This is a genomic window from Streptococcus ovis DSM 16829, assembly GCF_000380125.1.
GTDB lineage: Bacteria > Bacillota > Bacilli > Lactobacillales > Streptococcaceae > Streptococcus > Streptococcus ovis.
The window spans coordinates 89,037-113,644 of sequence record NZ_KB904584.1 but is presented as its reverse complement, the minus strand read 5'-3'; the positions used below and the strand labels follow the sequence as shown (position 1 = coordinate 113,644).

Here is a 24,608-nt window from a genome sequence, read left to right as displayed (position 1 = left end):
GCTCATCATTCCTATTAGCAATAACAGTATATATGGCTTCTGTCGTTTATCGTTTTGGTGTTTTATCATTTTCCTTATTCCGTCTCTGTGTATACTACTTCGTTGTAGGCTAAATACTCCTTCTCACTAAAAATGGAAATGCCATAAGCGGTCTCCGTTTCGGTTACAGGAATTGTTCGATAGCTTAGACCTACTCCATCTACATAAAATGGACGGTGAGGATTGCTTGCTAAAATGTCCTCTTTGTATGTGTAATAATCCGTTGTCTGTAAGGCTATATCCAAAGCTTCCTGTGAATATGCAAGAATCCCAAAGTAGGTATAGATAAGATCATCATGTTCAGCTAAGGTGTTTTGCCCAACAAAATATTGGGTTCCTGTTACGTCATCTAAAAAATAGTCTGTTTTTAGATAGTTCCCATCTGCTGTCTCTTTTTCCACTGTATCTTGTGGATGACCATATTGATTTTCTAAATAATCATAGAACGCAGCATAGGTCTTTTGTTTCTTTCGATTAAAGCGTTCCTTCGGGAGAGCAACTTCTGAAGGTTTGCATTCCTTTTGAAGTGACAGCGACTCCACTTGCTGTGAAGGAGACGAGGACTTCGGTTGTGGAGAGGACATACTACAACCTGCCAGCCCTACGAATAGGGAGACTACTACCATCAATTTCTTCATCTGTCATTCCTTGTCTTATACAGAAATGGGGCATCTTGTGCCCCGTTTCTTTTTTCTTATTATTCTGTCAGTGCTTTTAATCCTACACCCGTTGTTTTTTTTGTCTCAGTTTCTGGTGAATCCGTTGGACTTGCAACTTTTTCATTGAAGCCCATGGCATCTCCAATGCGGATAGCGACATCTGTATCATCAAACTCCCCATCGAACATATAGGCTCCTGAACCCATTGCATAGACAGGAACCTTATCTCCCGAGTGGTCTGTCGTTGTCCAAGCCAAGCCTGCTTTTTTATCAACAATGCGTGTCGCTGTAATAGAAACTGGAATGTATCCACCGTAGTTTACATTTTGGTTGTCATATTCCTTTTTAGTTTCCTCAAACGCTGCTTTCAGCATGTCATATTCTTCTTTGGAACACAGCATCCAATTCTTAGCCTGTTTTGAATCTTTAGCTGCTTTACAGTCAATTTTGACACTTGTAGCAGTCTCTGCTGTTGCACTAGCCCCCATTGGATTGATTAGTTGTACAAGCAGCGAGCAGCAGCGATGTGGAAGCCAACACAATCCCAAAGTGTTTCATCAATTTTGCATTGAAAGTCATGAATCTATCTCCTTTTCCTTTCTTTCAATGTTAAGTGTACCGTAAAGAGCTCAAATCACCTGTTATTTCTTGTAAATCTTTTGTAAATCTTTTGTAAATCATTGCAGCAAAAAACGAGGTGATTTCTCATCTCGTTTCTCTTTGTTCAGTTGCAGGCGATTATTATAAATACTTTTTGATAACATCCCGTAGTTCCCGTCGTTTTGCAATCCACAAGGGACGGTCATCATACAGATAGGTCCGATTGGTTAAAAAGATGGCTGCCTTTTGCGCTTTGCGATTGACCATGATAAAGGGACCCGTATAACCTGTGTGATCCAGCCAATCGTCATCATCAAGATTCCAAACAATGGAACGAGGCTTAGAGGGGCTGATGTTAATCGTTAGGTTTTCTGCAAATGTATCTGTAAGATAATGATGTAAAAATGTTTCTAAATCAAGTAAATCTGAAAAGAGGCCAGCAGATCCTGTATGGATACCTAAAACCTTTGCTTTTGGGTCATGAACCATTCCAGCTGGAACTCCTTTGACGGTCGCCACAGCTCCTTCAACTGGTCCAAAACTCGTCCGATTCATTTGCCAAGGTTCAAAAATTTCTTTCTGAACAATAACATCTAGCGATTGCCCATACAAATCCTCTAATAGAAAGCCTAGCAAGATGAGGTTGATATCCGTATAGCGAAAAGCCTTATCATCTGTCACTTTGATGTGATGGATCGCTTCCTTTAGCCCAGCAAAGTCTAGCTCATCCCGATTGGGAATATAGGGATCAATGCCCGAAGTGTGAGTAACCAACTGACGAATGGTAACAGTCTGATCTTGAAAGGCAGGATAATAGCTTGCTAAGGTCGCATCCAGTTGCAACTCTCTTCTTTGTAGAAGAAAAATGAGTACTGTGCCCACACCCACTACTTTCGACACAGAGGCCAGATCATACAGCAGACCGGCTTGAGTTGGTTCATTTTCTGTTATCTGACCGATATAGTATTCTTTCCACTGGCCGTTCGAATACAGGGCCAGACTGGCCCCTAGATACAGATTTTCCTCTATCTGGCTGTGGATTTTATCAAGAATTGCCTGACTCATTTTTCAAACCACACTTCAATATGACTTGGATCTGTCGTCTGTAAGAAGGTTTCTTTCTTATCAATAAAATAATTGACTGTCAATTGTTCTTTCAACGGTGTCCAATCCACATCAGCAGGAACTGTAATCCGTATACTTTCCAAATCCCATGTTTCTCCTGCTTCACACAACAAATCCGCACCAGCCGCTTCCCGGAACTGCAAAACGGTTTGATTTGGCAAGACTCCATCATAAAATGATTGACTAGCGGCTACATCTGGCGTATGAATCTCAATTTCAGATACCACGAAGTTCGTCAATCCAACAAAGTTCGCATCACCAGTAAAGTTAATAGTAGACTCCACCTCTTGCAAGTCTGCAATGGTTTCCTCCGCATGCAAGAAGAAACGGTCTCCTTCTGGCGACACACTCTCAAATGCAAAGCCGTTCACTCCTTTGTATAGTTTCTCAAAAGAAGCTCCTCTGGCCAACAAGTACTCAATCTCTGCAGGATTTTCTACCTTTAAGACAGTTTGACGATGTTTTTTTACGCCTTGAACCGCACGCGTCCGCATACTTGGAGACTCTACTAACACTATCTGAGCTATTTTAGAACCTGTATGCCCTGCCAATTCGACAAAGGCACCTTCTTCTAGTACTGTTTTTAGTCCTAAATTCTCTACAAAGAAGGCTAGGTTTACACGACGGTTGTTGATTCGAAATACTGGTACAATTAATTGTTCTTTCACTATCTTATTACGCTCCTAAAATCAATTCCCTTCTATTGTAATGAAAAATAAGAGATTTTACAATCATTTATACTATTCTTCACAAAAGAAAAAAGAGCAATTGCTCTTTTTTGTGGATTATGCATAAAGGAATTTGTAAAGTGCTACAGCCGCAATACCAGCCAAGATTGGTGCTACTACTGGAACCCAAGCATACCACCATTTTGAATCTGACTTCGCTTGACCAAGAACAGAAGCTGGCAAGAGGAAGTGAAGGATACGAGGACCTAAGTCACGAGCTGGGTTAAGAGCTGGACCAGTAGGACCACCCACACAGGCTACAAGTGCCATTACAAGGAATCCAAGAGCCAAGTGAGCCACGTTCAAACCAGGGTTTAAGAAGTTGCTGATTTGGTGGTGTACAGCTGCGTCAGAAAGGTTTGCACCTTGGCTTTCGATAAATTTAAGGATTTCAGCACCGAAGTAGTTTTTTGTCAGTGACATTGCTCCAAAGAAGAGGAGGAAAGAACCCACGAACTCATTAAGGAAACCATTTAACATAGACGCTTTACGACTTTCAACTGTACCGTCATCAAGAGCAGAGATAGTTGAGAACGAACCTAAGATATGATTTGAGTTTTCAGTTTTCAAAAAGTATGGTTGATAAACTGTTACTACTAGCGCTTGACCAAACATGGCTCCTAATACCTGTGCTACAATATAGCCTGGTACTAAAGCCCAGTCAAAGTAACCTGAAACCGCAAGTCCCAACGTAAAGGCTGGATTGATGTGATTTCCTGAAACATTCCCAAACATAAGTGCTGGCATCATAACTGCCAAGCCATAACCGATGGCAATGAGAATCCAACCTGAGTTGTTTCCCTTTGTTCCCTTTAAGTCTACATTAGCAACCGTACCATTTCCGATAAGGACAAGTGTGGCAGTCGCAATGAATTCAGTGATATATTTGATGTGAATAGCTACATCCATTTTTTGTCTTTCCTCCAAATATTTTTTAGACAAACCCTATTTTATCAGCTATAATAGGTAATGTAAAGACTATTTTAACATTTAGGAGAATGTATGCGTTTTAATCAATTTTCATATATCCAAACCGAACCATCTGTGCAGGTCGAAGAATTAACTGCCCTTGGATTTGACCTATCAACTGAGTTATCCGACAAGGAAAATCTCTATCGCTTCTTGAAGAAGGTCTTTGTCTTATCCAATGACCTAGACGCGTCTTTGGCCAACTGGATTGCGGATTGGGAGACAGACTTACTAAGCTTTTTCCAGTCAGATCAAGCACTGACTGATACTGTTTTCTATCAAGTGAGTTTTCAGCTTCTTAGTTTTATTCCCAATTTTGACTATACGGATGTTGAAGCCTTTCGCTCTGAAACAAATTTCCCTATTGTTTATGGAGAAATCATTGAAAATCTCTATCAGCTGCTCAATACGCGCACAAAATCTGGCAATACCTTGATTGACCAACTGGTCAGTGACGACCTGATTCCTGAGGACAATGAATATCATTTCTTTAACGGAAAGTCACTTGCTACTTTTTCTACAAAAAAATTAGTACGTGAAGTTGTCTACGTTGAAACACCAGTCGATACGACCCAGTCCGGACAAACAGACTTGGTGAAAGTATCTATTTTACGCCCACATTTTGCAGGGAAAATTCCTGCTGTGATCACCAACAGTCCTTATCACCAAGGAACCAATGACAAGGCTAGTGACGCTGCTCTGCATAAAATGGAAGGTGAATTAGCTGAAAAAACTGCAAGCACTATCCATGTCGAAGAACCAAGTATCACAACACTCGCTGGAGATACACGCGATGTGCCAGTTTCAGAAGCGACTGAAAAATTGGGACATATCAGCTCCTATTCCCTCAATGACTACTTCCTTGCTCGTGGCTTTGCTAGCATCCATGTGTCTGGTGTTGGAACGCTCGGCTCTACAGGCTATATGACCTCTGGAGATTACCAACAAGTAGAAGGCTTCAAGGCTGTCATTGATTGGCTCAACGGTCGCGCACGCGCCTACACATCTCACCGCCGCACCCATCAAGTCAAAGCCGATTGGGCTAATGGGAAAGTGGCTACAACTGGCTTATCTTACCTTGGTACTATGTCCAACGCCCTTGCTACAACTGGAGTTGAAGGTCTTGAAGTCGTTATTGCTGAAGCAGGTATTTCTTCTTGGTATAACTACTATCGTGAAAATGGTCTTGTAACCAGTCCTGGCGGTTATCCTGGAGAAGATTTGGACAGCTTGACTGCTCTCACTTATTCCCGTAGCCTGCAAGCTGGAGATTACCTCAAAAGTAGGTCTGATTACGAGGCAGGTATCACCAAAGAGAAAGTGGAACTCGACCGTACAACTGGTGACTACAACCAATACTGGCACGACCGGAACTATCTCCTAAATGCGGAAAAAGTGCGCTGTGAGGTTGTCTTCACTCACGGTTCACAAGACTGGAATGTCAAACCTATACACGTTTGGAACATGTTCCATGCATTACCAAGTCACATCCAAAAACACCTCTTCTTCCACAATGGTGCCCATATCTATATGAACAACTGGCAATCTATTGATTTTCGCGAATCAATGAACGCCCTGCTCAGTCAGAAGCTGCTTGGCTATGACAATGATTATCAACTCCCAACCATTATCTGGCAGGATAACACAGCAGAACAAACTTGGAAACCTTTGGATGATTTTGGAGGTCATGACATTCAACAATTTGTTTTGGGGCATGAAGAGCAGGTTATCCGCAACCAGTATAATGATGAAACATTTGCCCGCTATGGCAAGGCCTATCCAAGTTTCCACCAAGATTTGTTTGCAGGAAAAGCCCATCAGATTATCATTGACATTCCTCTAGAAAAAGATTATCAGCTCAAAGGTCGTGCCAAACTGCACCTCACTGTTAAATCAAGTGTTTCAAAAGGACTTTTATCCGCACAAGTGTTAGAAGTTGGTGAGTTGAAGCGCCATAGCCCACTTCCAACTGTTCAAGAACGGCTTAGCCTTGATAACGGCCGTTACCACGCCCAAGAACACCTGATGGAACTTCCTTATGCTACTACACCACAACGCGTCGTAACAAAAGGATTTCTCAATCTACAAAACCGCTCCGACCTACTGACAGTAGAGAACATCCCAGCCAATGAATGGCTCACGTTTGACTGGGAACTCCAACCAACCATCTACAAATTTGAAAAAGGAAATACGCTTCGCGTCATTCTCTATACAACAGACTTCGAAGTTACCATTCGCGATAATAGTGACTGGACAATTACAGTTGACTTGGAGCAATCCTCTATCCAACTACCAGGGGAGTCAGTAGAATAGAGGCTGGGATAAAAGTCCTGGCCTCTTCTCAATTTATTTTTGAATTGTCAAGCGAGACACAGTGGTTGGGAGCTTGGACAGCCTGGAGTTAGACTGTCAGCTTGTCTCTAGAAATTGAAAAGAGACAATACTGGCTTTGCTAATTTTCGTGTTCCTCCTGCACAGTTTATTAAGTGCTTGAAAACCAATGACCCACTGCTGAGTGCTTCAAGGTATATGAGCCTTGAAGGTGAGAAATCGCGAGTTGCAAAACAACTCTAGTCCCTAATACGCCAATCTCATCAGCTATTACAGCCCTAACGAATTTGACAAACATGTTTCCCAAATTTCCAAGCTCAAAGACTCCCCAAACCTTTTGAGTTGTAGTGTACTGAGTTAAAAAGATCTGGGAGACCGTTCTAGGGCGAACACTAAAAAATACGAGAGTGGAGAGAAATCGAATTCTTACGAATGACCGATTTCTCTCCACTCTCTATTATCTAACATCTAAGAACCCCAAACGCGGTTGTACCTTGAGCACTTTACATACAGCATATAAATCTTCATCACTTAGTCCGGTATATCGCTTTATGTCCTTTGTTTGTAAATGTATTTTAGCAGCTTTATCAACAGTTTCAATCAGTCCAAAACAATCTTGAAAATCCTTTCCAGTTGCTAAAATACCATGAAAAGCCCAAACTACAATCCGACATTCATTTAATTTTTCAATTGAATGGCGAGCAATTTCTAAAGTACCAGGTAATTCCCAAGGTAATACTCCCACACCATCAGGAAAAACAACTATACTCTCCGTCAAGACCCTCCACAAAGGTAATGTATACGATTTATCATCATGCTCAGAAATCAACGAAAAAGCTGTTGCATTCGGTGCATGGTTGTGGACTACTACTCTATGTGCTGAATCTATTTTTAATCTTTGAGAATGAGCCAAAAGATGCATATAAAATTCACTCGTTGGGCGTTTGCCTCCTTCAAATCCCCAAACAACATCATATCCCGTTTTCGTTACGAAAATAACTCCCGTATCCCTAGGAACATGATATTTCAAGGTCCTAAAATGACTACCAGAAGAAGTTATCAAAATGTATTTACCAATCATATTGCTGGGAATGTTTTCCACAACTACATTTTTAACACATACCTCTAGATCTAAATATTCTAAATCACTAGCTGTCAAAATACAACTCACATTTCCTCCATTGTATTCATCCCAGCCTCTTTGCCACATGTCATATGTTAAGTCACATAACTCCGTCATAATCGGAGAATGCTCAAAACTGTTTTTCATTTCTATTCCCTCCCAAAAGAGAGGATAGATTCCCTATCCTCCCCCATTTACTTTATTCAAAACCTTCGTCCTTTTTCTCTTGGTTCCAAATAGGACGATGATGGATTAAATCATCAATATCACCAATTTTTTGACCTTTAGAATAATAGCCATCTAGAATTCCTAATTTTTGGAAGACGGTTTGTTTATAGGCAATTTCTGCATTCCATTCAACCGTGTCAATGATTTGTAACGCTTTATTTAATGCTTCTTCACCATCAGCACCCGGAGTTAGTACTAGAATTCCATGACTATCCAACAGATATTCTTTAGGCAATTTGTTACCAGATGAAAGCAATTCTTGACGGACAATTTCCGCTAATTCGGGTGTTGTATTGGGTGCAAAATCGAGAACTTTAATGTACTCCACTTTTTGAGTCGCCTCTGATAAATTTGGCATGTCTAAATGACTGGTCGCCCAAAACATTGCGTTAGGTGCATGAGCATGGAAGACACACTTGATATCAGGATTTGTCTCATAACAAGCAAAATGCATATTGATTTCACGAGTTGGCTTGCCCTCGCCAGCTACTACCTCTTTTGATGCAAGATCAATAACTAGAACTTGTGCGGCACTGACTTTACCATGATATGCTTCTGACATCATAGATGGAGTCATTATAATAAATTCTTTACCGTTTTTATCCGTTGTTTTAAAAGAGAAATTGCCTCCAGCTGTATTCGTGTTTTTTCTATAGAATGTCAACTCGATAGCTTCTGCCATCGCCCGTCGTTCTTGTTCAAATAAAATTTTACCACTTGTCATTTATCGTCCCCTTTTTTCTTTCCCTCACGTAAGGCAGTGTATATTTTTTCTGCTGTCTTTTTCTTTTCTCTTTGTCGGTCATCATACTCTTTAAATAAATCTTGATAGCCTTTTTGATATACAATAAAACTAAAGATAATGGCTAATAAATTATAGACGAAATTACCTGTATTAAGTCCTAACAAGAATAACATCAATGCAAGAAACAGTAGAGCTAACCATAGAGTTTTATTAGTTTTCATAACGTTTTGACGGTACTTCTTGATGAATCATTGTCTTATACAACCATACAAACAACAACAAGAATAGTACAGCCCCTCCGATTGCTAAGAAATTACCATTAAATGTTTCAGCAAACAAGATACGTAATTCGGGTGCTTCTAAAGTGGACCAAGTAATTAATTTACCTGCTTTTACTTCAACAGCTCCTGTTGTGCGTGCTAAATCTGTTAGAATTGGCGCAAAATAAGTAGCACTATATAGATATAATGGAAGATAGATTAAGCCCAAAATCATCATACGAGCGAGGTTCCCACCTGTTAGAAGCAAACCACCAACTGCAATAGAGTAATTAAGAACACCAGCGATAGGAAGCACTGTATTTCCTGGCAAAATCAAAGAATAACCAATAAAGAAGGGCACCATCAAGATTAAAGTCACCCATACCTCAGAACGACCAGCAAGAAGTGGCCAGTCCATACCGATGTAAACTTCGCGATCGTTGAAACGTTTTTTCATAAATTCACTCATGGAATCTGCCAATGGTGAAAGTGCCTGCATAAATAATTTACTTACCATTGGAAATAGTGCCATTGCTGTGGCTACTTGAATACCTAAATTTAGAGATTTAGAAACAGAATAGGCACCAGCAAAACCTAATAGAACACCAATGATAAATCCCATTACGGAATTTTCTGAAAAAATTCCTAATTTTTTACGCAAAGCATTTGTATCTGCTTTTTTGTTCAAGAACGGAATCTTATCCATCAGTTTATTGACCGGTAACATGAATACTGCAGAAAGGTTCATACAGTGAGTGACCGTTACCAATGGAATACCCGTTAAATCTTCAATATGTTTTTGGAACATATCTCCAAGTTTCAACTCCAAAACTACTTGAAGAGCTGCCACTAAGAACCCTGCCCACAGATGACCACTTACATAATAGACAAGGTAACCAGTCAGGGCTTTCCCCCAAACATTCCACATGTCAACATTCAAAGTCTTTGTCCAATTAAAACTTAGCATGACAATATTAATTGCAATTTGTACCGCAAAGAATGTAAAAGCATATCCCCAAGACCACACTATACTTGCTGCTCCAGTCCAACCTAAATCTAGAGCTGGAAGTGAAATACCTGTATTTAAAGCTAGAGCTTCAGAGGCTGGTGATACTGCATTTGACATAAACCCAATAATCATTCCCATACCTGTAAAAGCAACACCCAAGGTAATGGCAGAAATAAATGCCTTTTTAAGATTCATTCCAACTAATAGGCCTAAAACCAAAATAATCAGTGGTACAAAAATTGCAGATCCTAAATCTAAAATCCACTGAATGACATTTTGAAAGATTTCCATAATCTTATCTCCTTTATACATCTGATGTTAAAATAAAACAGTTGTTTATTGATTTGTCGACGCTACAATTTGCTCATAAACGTCATCTGCGCCCATTCCAGTTAGGAAAGGGACACCTGGAAAGACAGCAACACCTAGACGCTCAGCCTCATCCAACACTTCTTGCTCAGGCATTGCAATATACACATAGATACTCGCTTGAGGTAATTCATTTAAAATAGATTTGTAATCTACCGCTTCTACTGGATAATCAATGCGATCATCTTCAAAACGAGATTTTATTTTTTCAGCGATTGTTGTACTAGTCGCTACTCCACTGCCACATGCTACAATTAACTTTTTAGCCATCAGCTTATTCTCCTTTATAAAATTAGTTATAAATATTTTTTTAACAATTGGTACATATCCGCTTTACTAGTCGTACGAATAAACTCCTTGACAACACTTTCTTGGGAAAAAATTTCCATCATTTTTGCCAAAAGGCCCACTTGACTTTTGGGATCTTTAATCCCTAAAAACAAGAAATTCTTGCAAGGTGTTTCTGAATTGTCACCCATCTGCAACATCATGATTGGTTGATTATTTCGTACTACAAATATAAAAGGTTCTTCTATTACATCTGGATCCGTATGGGGGAGTGCAATATTTAAAAACTTCGTTTTTAGTCCTGTCGGAAAACGACGTTCCCTTTCTAAGAGCGATGATACATAATGGTCAGTCACATACTCTTGATTCTTTAACTCCTTTCCAATAATTTGAAACAATTCTTCGTGATTAGAAGCCTGACAATCTAACCAAATTAGATTAGATTGCAACATATTTTGATACATGTACAATCCCCTTTCACATTTTTTGTTATTTATTGTTAACATTTTGTTAACTTTTTGTTATAATGTGATTATAAATGTTTTTTTAGACTTTGTCAACGTTTTCAATGATATTTTTTTGTTATTTATTGTTATTTTTTGTTATAGATGTTATTTTTATTTGTTTTTCTATAATATGGTATGATAGTATCAATAAGAAAAGCATCTGGTTTGAAAGGTCACTTAAATTATGAAAGCAAATAGAAAAAAAGAAATCCTTGAAATTGTAGATAAATTGGAAATTGTATCCTATAAAGAATTAGCAAAAATGCTTAATGTCTCTACTATGACAATTCGTCGTGATGTCGATAATTTAGCAAACGACAATCTTCTACTCAAAGAACACGGCGGTGTCCGAAAAATTGCATTGAAAGTAAAGACAACAAATGAGAAGATGGAGCTATTTCCTGAAGAGAAAAATTATATTGCACAACGTGCAGTAGAGCTAATTCAACCTCACAGTGTTATCTATCTGGGGGCAGGGACAACTATTCTAGCACTTGCAAAACATTTAAAAAATGATCACAAACATATCATTACTAACAGTTTGTTTACTTTTTGTTGGCTCATTGAACACCATTTCGAAAATGTCCTTTTGACTGGCGGAGAATTTATCGCTAAGACAGAAGAATTTCACGGGATACATGCCGAGCGATTGGTACAAGATTTTTCTATTGATTATGCCTTCATTGCTACAAATGGGATTATCGATGAAAACCTAACTACCTTTTCTCCATTCTGCGGACGCCTCCAATTAAAAATTATGGAACAAGCTAGAGAAATTTATCTATTGGCTGATCATTCTAAGTTTGGTATCAGTGATTCTTATATATTTGGTAAAATTCACCAACTAGATGGCATTATCTCTGACGATGGTCTTCCCAATGATATTAAAGAACATTATCAACAGTATACAAAAGTAATAAATTAGACTTTATTTTATGGAAGGAACCTTATCATGGTATTGATTATTACACTTAATCCATCGATTGACTTGTTATATTTTGAGAAAAACTTCTCATTAGGAGTCCACAATCGTTTTCAAAACTCTATCATCATGGCTGCTGGAAAAGGAATTAATTGTGCTCGTGCCTTATCTTATCTAGGAACAAAGGCTACTGCACTTTCTTTAGTAGGAGGACTTTCAGGAGAATTTTTTAAAAAACACTTGGAGCAAGAGTCGTTTTACCCTCGTTATATTCCAATAGACGCCGAAACACGACATTCTATCACAATTATGCACAATGATAATATTCACACCGAAATTGTTGAAACTGGGCCAAAAGTAGATGCCCCTTTAAAACAGGAAATATTTGATACAATTTTAAAAACAATTATTGAACAAAATATTCATATCGTTTCAATAAATGGTTCTGTACATACAGACGATTCCAACTTCTATAATGATCTTATTCAATTTTTACGTAGCAACATCTCTAAACCCATAAAAATCTTAGCAGATTTTTCACGCGCCTCTTTGGATCAAATTTTCAATCATGCAACTGAACAACCAGATTTTATAAAACCTAATTTAAACGAATTTTCTGAACTGATTGGACAAAATTTGACAAGCAAAGAACAGGTGATAGATTATTTACGTAAACATCCATCTCCAATTCCCTATACATTTGTATCCTGTGGAGAACAAGGGGCAATCGCTCAATTTAATAATCAATTGTATAATGTAACAGCTCCTACGATTGATTTAGTAAACCCAACTGGGTCTGGAGATTCCACTGTAGCCGGCGCTATCTATGCCTTTCAACATAATATGGCCGATGAAGATATTATCCGTTATGCTACTGCAAGTGGCACAGCAAACGCTATGGAAAACGGTGTTGGAGTAGCACGTAGAGAAATCGTTGATAAGCTATTATCTCAAGTGATGATTGAAAAAATTTAATAAAAATAAACAAGCTTGATAAATCTATCAAGCTTGTTTATTTTTATTAAATTTAAATTACCATAACTACAATGGATAAATGGTAACCCCTTGAACCACACGGTTTACGGTTCCTGTTGGTGACGGTGTGTCTGGTAAGTTTTTGCATTTCAGGGCTGTCATGATGGCAAATGTTTGACCAAAAAGGATATATGGGAAGGTCAAGAAAACATCTGGTAAATCTTGCCCACCATCTGCCAATACAAAGGTCGGTGCTTCTGTACTATCAATCGGCGTAGCAGAAAGAGCTACAATTCGACGAGCAATGCCATCTGTCTGTACTTCATTGAGCAAGTCAACATCATACTGCTTAGTATACGCATCATTTGACGTCAATTCGATGACAATCGTTTGTTCATTGATCAGTGATTTTGGTCCATGACGGAATCCAACTGGAGATTCATACATGGTCGCAATCTGACCAGCTGTCAATTCTAAAATCTTCAACTGTGCTTCGTGAGCGACTCCGTAGAAACCGCCTGCTCCAAGGTAAATGACCCGTTCAAAATCAAGGTTTACTAACTCTTGCACATAGTCTTCTCGGTCCAATACATCTTGTCCAAGGCGAATGATAGTATCCACATAACGCGCCTTGTCTTCTTCAGCAATTGTTGAGAACACCAAGAGAGCTGTCAATGACATACATGAATAGCTTCCTGTCATCGCAAAGCCTTTGTCATTTGAACCCGCAGGTTGCAAAAGCAAGAGATTGGTATCATCACCCTCTGCTGCCAGAGCTAATTTCCCATCTGCTGCACACGTAATGGTCACTTGATACAAATCAGTGACCAATTTTTTCGCATTTTCAACAGCAGCCAAACTTTCAGGGGAGTTCCCACTACGAGCAAAAGATACTAAGATCGTAGGTACATCTGCCTGTAAGTAATCATGCGGTCTTGTCACCAACTCGATAGAGCCGACTGTTGAAAAACGAACCTTCTTCAAATCATTGACTTGGTTCAAATGATTGGCAATACTTTGTCCAACAAAATCTGATGTTCCTGCACCTGTAAAAATAACATGAACAGCAGGATGTTTGGCAAAAATATTCGCCAAAAACTGCTGAATGGCATCATACTTTTCTCTGTATAAGTCATAGGCTTCCCGCCAAAGACTAGGCTGTTGGTAAATCTCTGGTACGGTGATACTAGCTCCCAACTGCTCTAATTCTTCTTTTGGTAAATGAAACATAGAATCCTCCTTTTGATGTGGTTATAACCAGTTTCTTTTATTATACTCCTTTAAAACGCTTTCGTCAACACAAATCATGGATTCTTTTTTAAAATAAAGAACACCTTATCTGATGATAAAGTGTTCAATTTCTTAGGAGTGTTTGGCCAATAGATGCCAAATATAGCCTATCACAAAACCAATAGCAGCCAGTGGTACCCAGCCCATTGAAAATTCCCCTAATGGTAAAAATTCTGTAAAAAACTGCACAATTGGGGTTGGTAATACAAACCAGCCTGTCATCTTAGAAAAAGTAAATAAAGCATCGTATAATCCCGCAAGACCAGCAAAAATTACTGTCATTTGATAGACACGTACATCATTACCAAATATATGACGACCTAATGAAAGGAAAATAATCACCACTGTCAATGGGTAAAGGAGGTACAAGACTGGTATCGACCATTTGATAATCTCAGATAAACCAATAAAATATAGACTAAGCGCAATAAGTGTGAACACAGTCGCCCAGGCCACATGAGAAATTTGCGGTAAGAGTTTATTAAAATACTCAGCACAAGCACTAATCAAACCCGTTGATGTTGTCAAACATGCCAAGAATACAATCACAGCAAGAACTGACCGACCAATTCCTCCTAGATAGAAAAGGGAAGCTTGGCTCAGAACGTGCCCGCCATCAATTGGTTGCTGATGAAGAATAAACTGAGCTCCATCAAATTCAAACAGATTTTGTGACGTCGCTCCAATACGAGCTACAAAAATATAAATCACTGCCAACAAGAATACTGCAATCACCCCAGATAGAATCGTCACCTTAGCAATGTCACGATTGTCCTTGACACCGAACATCTTGACCGAATTGATGACAACAATAGAAAAGGCTAGGGAAGCCAAGGCATCCATGGTACCGTATCCTTGAATCAGCCCTGCTACTAAGGGGAAATCAGCAAATGATTCGCTTATAGTAGGACTGGCATTATATGGCATCCCAACATTTCCTGCTGGATGCAAGAAAGACATAACTACAAGAATGGCCAATACAAAAAGAAGGGCGGGTGTGATGTATTTCCCGATGCGCTCCACCATCTTACTTGGTTTAATCGCTAACCAGTAAGAAAGACCAAAAAAGACGACAGCGTAAGCTATTTTCACCCAGAGGGACGAACCAAAAATCGGCTCAATCCCGATAGAATAGGAAGTCGCACCTGTACGTGGAATCGCAAAGAAAGGCCCGATGGACAGGTAAAGGGCGACAGAAAAGAGCAGGGCAAAACGCTTGGAAATAGGCCGCGCAAGACTTTCAGCGTCCTCTATACCCGTATATGCAATCGCTACAACTCCTAATAATGGCAGCGTCACAGCAGTCAAACAAAAACCAATAATGGCTAGCCAAAACTGGCTCCCAGAGTAAATCCCTAAAAATGCTGGGTAAATCAAGTTCCCTGCTCCAAAAAAGAGGGCAAAGAGCATGAGTCCGATTGCGCCATAGCGCACAAGAGCTGATTGTTTCATCATATATCTCACATTTTCCTTCTCAACAAATAAGAATAATAGATACAGTGTATCAAATCTACACATGATTTGCAATGTAAGAAGTCTTCTATTTTAGGATACAGTGACTTTACTTGTAAGATAAACAAAAGCCGCCCCTTAGGACAGCTTTTATTTGCAGATTTATACTTCTTCTTCCAAATTTGGTTCAGATAAGACTTTTTCATCATCTTCTTTATCACTGCTATCTGCGTGACTCGATTGTTTTGCAAGTATTTTCGCTGTTAACGCTGCTAAATCCTTTTGAATAGCTTCTATCGTATCCGTCCCTCTTGCTGTTAATTCGCTATAGCGGTCAAAGAGCGCATCCGATTCCTCTTCCAAAGCTGTTCTATCTGGTCCCTCCGGAAGCTCCTCAACAAGCGCAGCCACTTTCCACAATTCTTCATAGAGGGCTTTGCCAGCTGGACTATCTTTGATATCCACTTCATCGTCAGGCTCTACATCATGAGGGAAATCTTGTCCCCCTTTCTTTCCGCGTCCATGGTCACTATCATCTCCCCATCCTTCTTCTTTTGGACGTTCTTCTGGATGGGTAACATAATATTTCACCGTCGCAAATAATTGTTTCAAAGTATAGCCATTCGGTGCATTGTACAAACCAGTATCGAACAACTCCATCCGGATATTATGATAGTGATCCCAGTGCGGTATCACAAAGATATGTCCGTCTTTGATTTCCACTGTCTGTACTAAGTTATACGGAATGGCTTCCAGCGGTACAATTTTTTCTGCTGCCACTTCTGCATAAATCTCACTTGCCGTTTTTCGAACTTGTCCATCACCATCTGGTGTTGGATTTTCCAGTTCATTATCAATAGCACGCGCGATTTGTTGATATTCTTTTTGAATTTCAAAGACCGGCTCTAGGCTTTTTCCATTTTTGACAGCAGCTAAGCGTGCTTGCAAGACACGTACTTTTTTGTCAAATGATAGGCGAATGGATTCGTTTGGGATGTCCTTATTTTTTTCAAGTAAAGCTTGTAAGGCCTGCTCCATCTCTGTGGCTGTAAACAGCTTTCCTAAGTTTTTTTTCTGTTGTTCAATCCACTGGGTTACTTCATCCAATTCATATTGTTCCAACTCATTGAAGGGAACAAAATGCAGGTGATCCGTGTGTCGAGTGGTCAATCCATCTGAATCCACAGAATAAATGGAAGCCGTTGTAAAAGTATATCCGTCACTTGTTGTATACCGTTTTCCATCCAAGCCTTTTTTCACAGCTGGGAACGTCTTCCCTTGGAAATGTAAGAGAATTTGCTTTGGTTTTTGTGGGCTAGTAGGCGGCGCTACTTTAGGAGTTGGCTGCGTCGTAGCAGGTGGCGTTACCTTCGGTGCTTGAGTTTGTTTTCCACCCTTTCGAGGACGCGCACCAATTGGAATCATGCGCGCAATCTTTGCCTCTAATGGCGACATGCGATTATAAGGAATGACATGATAATGATTGCCATGTGGAACCACAACGCCTTGCGGAACGCGCCGAACGATTTGGACAGGATCAAATACCAAACCATCTGACTCTACATGTCGTTGGTTTAATGGTAACTGGTACAATTGTTGGAGTAAAATTTCCCACTCTTCTAATGGCGCATCTGCAGGTTTTGAAGGAGTGCCACCTGTTTTTGGAGTGGGTGCCACATGGCTTTTTGGTGCTGGAGACACGTGGCTATGTGGGGAATGAGGAGTTGCCACGCTTCTTGGAGACTTCGGACGAGGGACTGCGACCTGACCAGAATATGGCCGAGTATGTCCAGTAGCCACCTGTCCTTTTTTCTGATTCCAATAAGCTTGCGCTGCTGCCAGCTCATCTGGCGACAAATCTTTTTTAGGAATATAATGGAAATGGTCCCCGTGTGGCACTAAGAAAGCATCTCCAAAATCATCTATGACATCTGTCGGACTAAAAATATAACCATCATCTGTCGTATAGCGGCCTTGAGACTTGGCTTGGGCTAGTTGCTGAACCGTCGCCCCTTGATGAATGGAAGAGTCATGTTGGCTATACTTATTTCGCTGATCATCAATATCTGCTTTACTCCGAACATTTGATCGCTGACTATTGGATTTTAAATAAAGGTAATACTGTCCCTTAACCTTAATAATATAGCCATCCTTCACCTCGTTGATGATGTCTGATTCGTTCAAGACGTAGGATGGATCCTTCATCACTAACTCTTCACTAATAATCGCATCATAGGGAACCTTGCCGTTAAAAAAGTGATAATGGTCTCCGTGGGAGGTCACATAGCCTTTATCCGTGATTTTGATGACGATTTGTTCTGCATCAATGCCTTCTTCTGCGCTGACCTGATCAGGCGTCAATTCTTCCTTTGTAGATATTTTCCGCTGTTTCTCTTTTGATTCAACATAAGAGACAGAATGACTTGCCATGGCTTCTTTCGCATTGTATTGACCTAATTGATAACTGGCCACTCCCAAAACAATTGCCACGACTGATCCATAAATGTATTTTTTCTTCATTTCATTCCTTCCTTTCTATATGTAAACATTTGCGACACTCTTATCCCTTGTAGGAGCAATGCCCCTATTTTTATTCTTCCTCGCTACAAGATCTTTCGCTAAAACAGATAAATTGTCATCTAAATTCTGTACCAAGCTCTTTCCATTAGCAGGATCTGCTTCTAATGGCTCTAATACCTTCACTTGAACACCTGTGGAAGTGGCTAGTGATTTGGCCAATTTATCAGAAGTCCCTTTTTCTACAAAAATCGTTTTTACCTGGTATTCTTCGATAAATTCTTTGATTTCTGCTAACTGACGTGGACTGGGCTCCTGCTCAGACACACCTGAAATTCCCAATTGCTTCAACCCAAATCTGCTAGCAGTGTAGGCAAAGGCCGTATGTTGTGTGACAAATGTGGTATCCTTACATTTTTTAAAAATAGCAGCATACTTGTCTGTTAATTGTTGCATTTCTTCTACCATTTTTTCCGCATTTTTTTGATAGATCGCTTTGTGCTCAGGATCAATTTCCGATAACTGCTCTGCAATGAGGCGGGTTTCCTCACCAACTAACACTGGGTCTAACCAGGTATGCGGATCATACAAGGTCGCGTCGTCTACCCCTTCCGCTACTTCGATATCCTCCAATCCCTCTACTCGCTGCAATGGTAATCCTTTAGAAGCCTCTACAATCTGTACAACAGAATCTTCTCCACTAGGCTGCAACCGACCAGCCCACGCCTCCAGGACATGTGAATGATAAACAAATATATCTGCATCATAGATAGCCTGTATATCAGATGCAGAAGGTTCAAATGAATGAATCCCTCGACTAGACTGAATCATTTTCACGTCATTTAAATCACCAGAAACAGCCTTTGTCATTGCATAAATAGGATAGAAACTCGTGACAATCTTAAGACCTGATGTCGGCTCCGCTTCCTTCTTATGACAAGCCGCTAATGAGAAAAAGGCAAGCATCACCATCATCCATTGACACACTCTTTTCATAAATATCCTCCTTCTGTTTATTTTTTGTTAACCAGTTGTTAACTGGTTAACAATATAAAAGATTATACCACTTATTTTTATCATTTACAAGAAAAATATATGTTTTTTAGAAAAATCTAACGGAAGAAACAGATGCTTCTCTTTGAAATACAGCACAAAAACATGATATAATCAATAGTAATGATCTTTTAAGGAGACAAGAATCGCTATGATGAATATGCAATCAATGATGAAACAAGCCCAAAAACTTCAAAAGCAAATGGAACAAAAGCAGGCAGAACTCGCTACAACTGAATTTGTCGGAAAATCCGCACAAGACCTAGTTGTCGCAACCTTTACAGGAGATAAAAAATTGGTAACTATCCAATTTTCAGAAGCTGTCGTAGATCCAGAAGATATGGAAACCTTGCAAGATATGACGACACAAGCTGTCAATGATGCTCTTACACAGATTGATGTCGCCACCCAGAAATCAATGGGTGCCTTCGCAGGAAAATTACCGTTTTAACATAAAAAGGAAGACTTGAAAGCCTTCCTCTGACCAAAGACAAACCTGTTTTAAAGCTGAGTTTGTCTTTTTTGTATTTTGTGCTTTTTTAAATTTGCAAGAAAAGGAGTCGCATCTGTAATAGGATTAGATTTGCATAGGATTGCTGTTCGCTGAAATCTTTGAGAGTCTCTTGTAGCAATTGGAGATTATCAGTAATGATGCCATCAACTTGGAGTTGGATAGCTTGTACCATTCCTTCTTCATCATTGGGAGTCCATGCATAGACAAACTTCTTATGAAACCAAGACCTAAAAGTAAAGCTTTGATCTAAGGAGGTATACTCCATCGTATAGCCATCTGCTACTGTATTAGGATAAATAGAGTTAAAGGGCAAGATAAAGGCCGAGAGTAGCTTCTTGTCAAATGACTTGACTGCTTGAACGACAGCATAATCTAAGGACTGCATCTGGTGACCTCCCGCTAGTAGGCGAGCTCCATAAGTCTTTAAAAAACGCTCCATCATCTGCGGAGAATCCGCTGGGGTGGTCTTGATTTCTACTAGGAGTTTTTGTTTCAAGGCCTCCGCAGTCGAAAGATACTCTTCAAATGAAGGCACCGGGCTAGATTGATCGTTTTCAGAAGCCCTCATTTGAGTTAACTCTGCCAAACTATAATCATGGGTGCCCCCCTCGTGCCCTGTCAAGGCTTTCAGGTCCGTGTCATGCATGACCACAAAGTCTCCATCCTTAGTCTCTTGGACATCCATTTCCACGTAGTCTGGCTTGAGTTTGGCTGTTTTCTCCAAGGCAGGAATCGTATTTTGCACGCCATTTTCCTGATCTACTCCTCGATGTGAAATCGTAACAGGTAGGTCGCGGGAGGGAAAATACAGGGAAACAAAAACTTGCCCACCAAAGTAGAAGACTACCAAGGCTAAAATCCCCAAACGCATCCCATAGTGTATTTTTTGCGGACGAGAAGACTGCCACTCAGAGTCAGCACTATAAGAAATAAACTTAAGTAGAAAGAGGAAAATAATCCCATAATGAGCCAAATGAAGCATCGTCATATGCAAAATAGCAAAGCCTAATGCTAACAACTCAGGCAATTTGTCTGCCAATATTTGTAAAAAATAAAGACTTAAACCTATCAATAAAAAGGCGAGCCTAGTCTGAATGACCAGCCAAAGAAGACGGAAATATGCCTTCCAACTGCCAAATTGTCTGGTTTTGCGGAAAGACTCTACTACTGCTTGTCGCACTGACATTTCCTTCTGATAAATCAGCGGTAAACTATGGAGAAGTCTTGTAGCCAACCAGAAAAAGAGCAAAACAAAAAGAACTAGGATTATAGCGATGAAGGGATTTTTGCTGTAGTGATCTAGGACGAAGCGTGGAATAATCAATTTATCCATATAATATATTTGCAGGATTTTTCGCAAAAAAGGAAAAAAGACCGCAGAATACATCAAAATATAAAGAATCTTGGACAACGAAACTGTACGTAATATCTGTCGCAGATCAGATAGAAGACCGAGCAGGTAAGACCGTAGATTTTCTTGCTTTTCCAGAATACGAATTAGTCCCAAAACTAGCAAACCAATCTCTAGATAAACGAGGAGAAAATTGGCTATAACTTGTAGTAGAAAAAGTAACGTTACCCACCACTTGGCAGATAAAACTGCTAAGAGATTGGTCGGAGAAAGGTAAGCATAGCCAGTCCAGCCAAGAAGAACTTCTGATAACCAAGAGTTAAAAGGTATCCAAACCACTTCTATTGTTGTAAAAACGAACACAAAAAGAAGAAGGAGGCGATCCAGTTGTTGGTATAGGTTGTTCCATTCATGATAAATTCTTTTCATACACCTAGTGTCCCATATTCTTCTTTAAAAATCAAGACGGCTTCCTAAAACAATAGATGAAAAACAGATGAGATAAAAATGGTTGTTTTTACAAAAAAATTCTGATATAAATGAATTGTCTGAAAATTTGAACAAGACGGGAGATGAGTTGATGACAAAACAAATTCATTGGGATGGAAACCTTTCACAAGAAGGTATAAACATTATCAAAGGCGAGGGAGGCGTTATCGTTTGCCCTACTAAGGTCGGTTATATCATTATGACAGCTGATAAGGCTGGTTTGGAACGCAAATTTGAGGCCAAGGAACGCAAGCGTAACAAACCAGGTGTTGTCCTTTGTGGTAGCATGGAGGAGCTTCGGGAGTTAGCCCAGCTTACTCCTGAAATCGATGCTTTTTATCAAAAGCACTGGGACGAGGATATTCTTCTCGGCTGTATTCTTCCATGGAAACCAGTAGCCTATGAAAAACTTAAGGCTTATGGTGATGGCCGTGAAGAGTTGATGACAGATGTTCGTGGCACCTCTTGCTTCGTTATCAAATTTGGTGTGGCTGGTGAGCAAATTGCTAAGGAAATGTGGGAAAAAGAGGGACGTATGGTCTACGCTTCTTCTGCTAATCCTTCTGGTAAAGGAAACCGTGGTAAGGTGGAAGGAATCGGTGAACGCATCGCTTCCATGGTTGATTTGGTGATTGAAGCTGATGACTATGTAGCTTCCATTCAACCGGATAAAACGATTGAAACTCGCTATGAACAAGGTGTCATGGTATCAATGGTAGATGCTGATGGCAAGCTCATCCCTGAACAGGGAGCAAGTAGCCGCTCCGTCGAACCATGTCCTGTCGTTATCCGAAAGGGACTTGATATTGATAAAATCATGATGTACCTCTCAGACCACTTCAATTCTTGGAATTATCGTCAAGGGGAATATTACTAAGAAAAAAGCGCCAATCGGCGCTTTTTTTATAGAAAGAAAAGGAAAGCCAGTTTCGCTGGTATTAAGATAAGGTTTCAATTTTTTCCTTGATAGCATCAACGTACGAACTAAAACGAATTCCCCACTCATCTCGGAGTATTTCCAAGATTGTCTGGTAAGCTTTTTTGGCATTTTCAGTCTCTCCTAGTCGCATGTAGCAAAGTGCAATGGACTCATGATAATCTGTAAAGCGAGGTTTTTCTTGTGCTTCAAAAGCCTTTTCCCAGACAGGGATAGCTAAACGGTACTCTTCATTACGGCAGAGTGCATTCGCTACTGAGAATAACATTCTCCAGTCATCCGCGTACTCCTCTGTTAAGGTTAGATACTTAGATTTGACTTGAGCAAATCCTTTTTCTTTTGCTTCGATAAAAATTTTATAAAAATGATTCAGGGAATCAGGATTTTTTATGAATGATTCGTCCAATGTGAGCTTCGCCTCTCGCAAACGACCATCCGCAATTAAATTATCTAGTAGATAAAAGTAGAGTCGCTTATTCTCAGGGGTCGCTTGAAGCGTTCTCTGATAATAGTCAATCAATTCATGGCGACTGTCAGCATCCCAATCATAAAGAACACCATTTGAAGCATTGTTAATCACGTTAATGTCTATCTTTGTATTTGGCTGTAATTCTAGGGCTTTTTTACTGTACTGTACTGCCTTTTTCCGAAGTTGATTGGCATGGGAATAATAGAGGTAGCCAAGTTGACTATTTGCCTGATGATCTGCAGGATTTTGATGAATTTGTTCTAATAAGAAATGTTCAAAGTTTTGAAATTCCTGATGAGAGAGGGCATAGCCACTTTCGAGTTGGCTAGCTATTTTCTTATACATCTTATCCTTGGTATAATCAAACAAATCGTCGATACTCACACCAAATATCGTCGCCAATTCTGGTAAGAGAGAAAGTTCAGGTAGCGCCACATTTGTCTCCCACTTCGAAACAGCTTGATTCGAAATCCCCAATTTACTAGCAAGTTGTGTCTGATTCAAGCCCACACTCAAGCGAAGGGCTTTTATTTTTTCTCCAATCGTTTGCATATCTGTCTCCTTCGAGTTTACTATCATGAGCTCTTGACAACTACATTATAACGCCCCTATATTCAAAAAACAATCGAAAAATCGTTGTATATTGTCTCTATTTGGTTGGAATTAGAATTCTTTTGCGGGCAAACACCCTTATTTGAAAGGAAATTACATAGAAAGTATCGCGCCTTTTGCTAATTTTCATGGTAAAATAAAATGTGAATGTACTAGCCAGGAGGAGAGTATGGTGGACGTTATTTTTCTAGGTGGTCTCGGTTCTAACCGTCATCATGCTAAGGATTTGCAGGAAAAACTTAATTTAGATATGACTATCTTAGAATTGCCCGGGCATGGAGATGAATTTAATGCTGACATTACGAACTTAGATACTTTCCTTTCTTGGTTTGAAGCAAAAATAATATCCTTCAATAACGTTGTGCTCATCGCACATTCTATGGGGGCTAATTTTGCCCCTTATTTGGCTGTTTCCTGCCCAAAAATCCAACAAGTCATTCTGCTGGATGGTGGCTATATTGATTTTGATCAACTGATGACACTAGAAGATGAGCTACAGGATACCAAAAATTATTTTGAACAGATGATAGTTGACAACATTGAGACACTCATCGAAGAGGAGAAAAATACTGCCTCTTATTGGTCGAAACATATGGAGCAAGCAGTAAGAGAAAGTTTTTCAGCAGTAGGAGGACAGTACCGTCTTGCTCTCAAAGAGGAAACTGTTCTTCTTTTGCTGGCTCTCCAACGACAAGCGAGCGGTTATTTGACACAAGTGAACTGTCCTACCCTCCTTATTCCTCAGACAAATGATGAAACTCCTACTTGGAAAAAAGATATGCTTGCGAAAGTTCCAAAGCATATTGCCATAGATAGTAGTTTGATGTGCGGACACAGCCCACATTCAGAAAATCCGCAGGCCATTGCAACACGTATTCAAGCATTTTTAAACAGTAAAAAGAAACTGGGACAAACCGCCATGATGGCTTTGCCATCACCCACCAGATATGAAAACTAGACACAAAGCCCTCATTAGGTGTATCATCCTAGTGAGGGCTTTGTGGTTGATGATTTATTGGCACTAAGTGCCGAGGGACAAACTAATCCA

General features: G+C 39.8%; 22 protein-coding genes and 1 pseudogene. 6 read left to right on the top strand and 17 right to left on the bottom strand.

The window, feature by feature from the left end; translation table 11 throughout:
- Nucleotides 1-74: 74 nt before the first annotated feature.
- From A3I9_RS0111800 to gla, 5 genes are all read right to left on the bottom strand, one after another.
- The gene (locus tag A3I9_RS0111800) at nucleotides 75-677 is read right to left on the bottom strand and encodes a hypothetical protein (RefSeq protein WP_018379232.1); all 603 of its coding nucleotides are present in this window, start codon (nucleotides 675-677) and stop codon (nucleotides 75-77) included.
- Between the two features lie 59 nt (nucleotides 678-736).
- A complete protein-coding gene (locus A3I9_RS0111795) occupies nucleotides 737-1,246 on the bottom strand; it encodes an alkaline phosphatase (protein WP_245538940.1) in 510 nt (169 codons plus the stop codon).
- A gap of 193 nt (nucleotides 1,247-1,439) precedes the next feature.
- Entirely contained in the window at nucleotides 1,440-2,363 is a 924-nt protein-coding gene (locus tag A3I9_RS0111785; protein WP_018379229.1) for a serine hydrolase domain-containing protein, read from the bottom strand.
- Entirely contained in the window at nucleotides 2,360-3,091 is a 732-nt protein-coding gene (locus A3I9_RS0111780; RefSeq protein ID WP_018379228.1) for a CppA N-terminal domain-containing protein, read from the bottom strand. The genes A3I9_RS0111785 and A3I9_RS0111780 overlap by 4 nt, the downstream gene beginning before the upstream one ends.
- Before the next feature lie 117 nt (nucleotides 3,092-3,208).
- Nucleotides 3,209-4,060, bottom strand: a complete 852-nt coding sequence (gla, locus tag A3I9_RS0111775) for an aquaglyceroporin Gla (protein WP_018379227.1) — start codon at nucleotides 4,058-4,060, stop codon at nucleotides 3,209-3,211.
- A gap of 93 nt (nucleotides 4,061-4,153) precedes the next feature.
- Here gla and A3I9_RS0111770 point away from each other — a divergent pair, with 93 nt between their 5' ends.
- Nucleotides 4,154-6,433, top strand: a complete 2,280-nt coding sequence (locus A3I9_RS0111770; protein ID WP_018379226.1) for a Xaa-Pro dipeptidyl-peptidase — start codon at nucleotides 4,154-4,156, stop codon at nucleotides 6,431-6,433.
- A 475-nt stretch (nucleotides 6,434-6,908) separates the two neighbouring features.
- Here A3I9_RS0111770 and rhaD read toward each other — a convergent pair whose 3' ends face one another.
- The 6 genes from rhaD to A3I9_RS0111740 are packed head-to-tail and all read right to left on the bottom strand — an operon-like array spanning nucleotide 6,909 to nucleotide 10,937.
- Nucleotides 6,909-7,721: a rhamnulose-1-phosphate aldolase gene (gene rhaD / locus A3I9_RS0111765; protein WP_018379225.1), complete on the bottom strand. Its 813-nt coding sequence runs from the start codon at nucleotides 7,719-7,721 to the stop codon at nucleotides 6,909-6,911.
- A 52-nt stretch (nucleotides 7,722-7,773) separates the two neighbouring features.
- On the bottom strand, nucleotides 7,774-8,526 hold the full coding sequence (locus A3I9_RS0111760; protein ID WP_018379224.1) for a class II aldolase/adducin family protein: 753 nt from the start codon (nucleotides 8,524-8,526) through the stop codon (nucleotides 7,774-7,776).
- On the bottom strand, nucleotides 8,523-8,768 hold the full coding sequence (locus A3I9_RS0111755; protein ID WP_018379223.1) for a hypothetical protein: 246 nt from the start codon (nucleotides 8,766-8,768) through the stop codon (nucleotides 8,523-8,525). Before A3I9_RS0111755 ends, A3I9_RS0111760 begins: the two co-directional genes overlap by 4 nt.
- Complete coding sequence (locus tag A3I9_RS0111750) at nucleotides 8,758-10,107, bottom strand: PTS galactitol transporter subunit IIC (protein WP_018379222.1); 1,350 nt, start codon at nucleotides 10,105-10,107, stop codon at nucleotides 8,758-8,760. The genes A3I9_RS0111755 and A3I9_RS0111750 overlap by 11 nt, the downstream gene beginning before the upstream one ends.
- Before the next feature lie 45 nt (nucleotides 10,108-10,152).
- Nucleotides 10,153-10,455, bottom strand: coding sequence for a PTS sugar transporter subunit IIB (locus A3I9_RS0111745; protein ID WP_018379221.1), 303 nt, complete (start codon nucleotides 10,453-10,455; stop codon nucleotides 10,153-10,155).
- 26 nt (nucleotides 10,456-10,481) lie between these two features.
- Nucleotides 10,482-10,937 (bottom strand): PTS sugar transporter subunit IIA, encoded by a 456-nt coding sequence (locus A3I9_RS0111740; RefSeq protein ID WP_018379220.1) that lies wholly within the window; start codon nucleotides 10,935-10,937, stop codon nucleotides 10,482-10,484.
- A gap of 226 nt (nucleotides 10,938-11,163) precedes the next feature.
- Between A3I9_RS0111740 and A3I9_RS0111735 the strand changes: the two genes are divergently transcribed.
- Together A3I9_RS0111735 and A3I9_RS0111730 are read left to right on the top strand one after the other, a co-directional pair.
- Nucleotides 11,164-11,904 (top strand): DeoR/GlpR family DNA-binding transcription regulator, encoded by a 741-nt coding sequence (locus A3I9_RS0111735; RefSeq protein WP_018379219.1) that lies wholly within the window; start codon nucleotides 11,164-11,166, stop codon nucleotides 11,902-11,904.
- Between the two features lie 27 nt (nucleotides 11,905-11,931).
- Nucleotides 11,932-12,876: a 1-phosphofructokinase family hexose kinase gene (locus A3I9_RS0111730; RefSeq protein WP_018379218.1), complete on the top strand. Its 945-nt coding sequence runs from the start codon at nucleotides 11,932-11,934 to the stop codon at nucleotides 12,874-12,876.
- A 66-nt stretch (nucleotides 12,877-12,942) separates the two neighbouring features.
- Here the strand turns inward: A3I9_RS0111730 and A3I9_RS0111725 are convergent, their stop codons facing one another.
- The 4 genes and pseudogenes from A3I9_RS0111725 to A3I9_RS12905 all read right to left on the bottom strand — a co-directional run bounded on the left by A3I9_RS0111725 (nucleotide 12,943) and on the right by A3I9_RS12905 (nucleotide 19,131).
- Nucleotides 12,943-14,106 (bottom strand): SIS domain-containing protein, encoded by a 1,164-nt coding sequence (locus A3I9_RS0111725; RefSeq protein WP_018379217.1) that lies wholly within the window; start codon nucleotides 14,104-14,106, stop codon nucleotides 12,943-12,945.
- A 132-nt stretch (nucleotides 14,107-14,238) separates the two neighbouring features.
- A complete protein-coding gene (gene brnQ, locus A3I9_RS0111720; RefSeq protein WP_018379216.1) occupies nucleotides 14,239-15,621 on the bottom strand; it encodes a branched-chain amino acid transport system II carrier protein in 1,383 nt (460 codons plus the stop codon).
- Nucleotides 15,622-16,703: 1,082 nt separating this feature from the next.
- A pseudogene (locus A3I9_RS13910) lies at nucleotides 16,704-18,138 on the bottom strand (pneumococcal-type histidine triad protein); the annotation flags it as partial.
- Between the two features lie 15 nt (nucleotides 18,139-18,153).
- Nucleotides 18,154-19,131: a metal ABC transporter solute-binding protein, Zn/Mn family gene (locus A3I9_RS12905; protein WP_018379214.1), complete on the bottom strand. Its 978-nt coding sequence runs from the start codon at nucleotides 19,129-19,131 to the stop codon at nucleotides 18,154-18,156.
- Nucleotides 19,132-19,339: 208 nt separating this feature from the next.
- On the opposite strand from A3I9_RS12905, the gene A3I9_RS0111705 reads away from it, so the two are divergent.
- Nucleotides 19,340-19,639 (top strand): YbaB/EbfC family nucleoid-associated protein, encoded by a 300-nt coding sequence (locus A3I9_RS0111705; RefSeq protein WP_018379213.1) that lies wholly within the window; start codon nucleotides 19,340-19,342, stop codon nucleotides 19,637-19,639.
- An 88-nt stretch (nucleotides 19,640-19,727) separates the two neighbouring features.
- Here the strand turns inward: A3I9_RS0111705 and A3I9_RS0111700 are convergent, their stop codons facing one another.
- Entirely contained in the window at nucleotides 19,728-21,482 is a 1,755-nt protein-coding gene (locus A3I9_RS0111700; protein ID WP_018379212.1) for a glycerophosphodiester phosphodiesterase, read from the bottom strand.
- A gap of 151 nt (nucleotides 21,483-21,633) precedes the next feature.
- Between A3I9_RS0111700 and A3I9_RS0111695 the strand changes: the two genes are divergently transcribed.
- Nucleotides 21,634-22,419 (top strand): L-threonylcarbamoyladenylate synthase, encoded by a 786-nt coding sequence (locus tag A3I9_RS0111695; RefSeq protein ID WP_026217460.1) that lies wholly within the window; start codon nucleotides 21,634-21,636, stop codon nucleotides 22,417-22,419.
- A 61-nt stretch (nucleotides 22,420-22,480) separates the two neighbouring features.
- On the opposite strand, the gene A3I9_RS0111690 is transcribed toward A3I9_RS0111695, so the two are convergent.
- Nucleotides 22,481-23,500, bottom strand: coding sequence for a helix-turn-helix domain-containing protein (locus A3I9_RS0111690; protein ID WP_018379210.1), 1,020 nt, complete (start codon nucleotides 23,498-23,500; stop codon nucleotides 22,481-22,483).
- A 229-nt stretch (nucleotides 23,501-23,729) separates the two neighbouring features.
- Between A3I9_RS0111690 and A3I9_RS12900 the strand changes: the two genes are divergently transcribed.
- Entirely contained in the window at nucleotides 23,730-24,518 is a 789-nt protein-coding gene (locus tag A3I9_RS12900; RefSeq protein ID WP_018379209.1) for an alpha/beta fold hydrolase, read from the top strand.
- The last annotated feature ends 90 nt before the right edge of the window (nucleotides 24,519-24,608 follow it).

What these genes read in the sequence shown, in the direction of transcription:
- A3I9_RS0111745 (WP_018379221.1), bottom strand. Translation starts at nt 10,455, where the DNA reads ATGGCTAAAAAGTTAATTGTAGCATGTGGCAGTGGAGTAGCGACTAGT.
- A3I9_RS0111750 (WP_018379222.1), bottom strand. Translation starts at nt 10,107, where the DNA reads ATGGAAATCTTTCAAAATGTCATTCAGTGGATTTTAGATTTAGGATCT.
- A3I9_RS0111735 (WP_018379219.1), top strand. Translation starts at nt 11,164, where the DNA reads ATGAAAGCAAATAGAAAAAAAGAAATCCTTGAAATTGTAGATAAATTG.
- A3I9_RS0111700 (WP_018379212.1), bottom strand. Translation starts at nt 21,482, where the DNA reads ATGAAAAGAATTTATCATGAATGGAACAACCTATACCAACAACTGGAT.
- A3I9_RS0111785 (WP_018379229.1), bottom strand. Translation starts at nt 2,363, where the DNA reads ATGAGTCAGGCAATTCTTGATAAAATCCACAGCCAGATAGAGGAAAAT.
- A3I9_RS0111760 (WP_018379224.1), bottom strand. Translation starts at nt 8,526, where the DNA reads ATGACAAGTGGTAAAATTTTATTTGAACAAGAACGACGGGCGATGGCA.
- A3I9_RS0111740 (WP_018379220.1), bottom strand. Translation starts at nt 10,937, where the DNA reads ATGTATCAAAATATGTTGCAATCTAATCTAATTTGGTTAGATTGTCAG.
- A3I9_RS12900 (WP_018379209.1), top strand. Translation starts at nt 23,730, where the DNA reads ATGGTGGACGTTATTTTTCTAGGTGGTCTCGGTTCTAACCGTCATCAT.
- rhaD (WP_018379225.1), bottom strand. Translation starts at nt 7,721, where the DNA reads ATGAAAAACAGTTTTGAGCATTCTCCGATTATGACGGAGTTATGTGAC.
- A3I9_RS0111755 (WP_018379223.1), bottom strand. Translation starts at nt 8,768, where the DNA reads ATGAAAACTAATAAAACTCTATGGTTAGCTCTACTGTTTCTTGCATTG.
- A3I9_RS0111695 (WP_026217460.1), top strand. Translation starts at nt 21,634, where the DNA reads ATGACAAAACAAATTCATTGGGATGGAAACCTTTCACAAGAAGGTATA.
- A3I9_RS0111730 (WP_018379218.1), top strand. Translation starts at nt 11,932, where the DNA reads ATGGTATTGATTATTACACTTAATCCATCGATTGACTTGTTATATTTT.
- gla (WP_018379227.1), bottom strand. Translation starts at nt 4,060, where the DNA reads ATGGATGTAGCTATTCACATCAAATATATCACTGAATTCATTGCGACT.
- brnQ (WP_018379216.1), bottom strand. Translation starts at nt 15,621, where the DNA reads ATGATGAAACAATCAGCTCTTGTGCGCTATGGCGCAATCGGACTCATG.
- A3I9_RS0111705 (WP_018379213.1), top strand. Translation starts at nt 19,340, where the DNA reads ATGATGAATATGCAATCAATGATGAAACAAGCCCAAAAACTTCAAAAG.
- A3I9_RS12905 (WP_018379214.1), bottom strand. Translation starts at nt 19,131, where the DNA reads ATGAAAAGAGTGTGTCAATGGATGATGGTGATGCTTGCCTTTTTCTCA.
- A3I9_RS0111770 (WP_018379226.1), top strand. Translation starts at nt 4,154, where the DNA reads ATGCGTTTTAATCAATTTTCATATATCCAAACCGAACCATCTGTGCAG.
- A3I9_RS0111690 (WP_018379210.1), bottom strand. Translation starts at nt 23,500, where the DNA reads ATGCAAACGATTGGAGAAAAAATAAAAGCCCTTCGCTTGAGTGTGGGC.
- A3I9_RS0111725 (WP_018379217.1), bottom strand. Translation starts at nt 14,106, where the DNA reads ATGTTTCATTTACCAAAAGAAGAATTAGAGCAGTTGGGAGCTAGTATC.
- A3I9_RS0111800 (WP_018379232.1), bottom strand. Translation starts at nt 677, where the DNA reads ATGAAGAAATTGATGGTAGTAGTCTCCCTATTCGTAGGGCTGGCAGGT.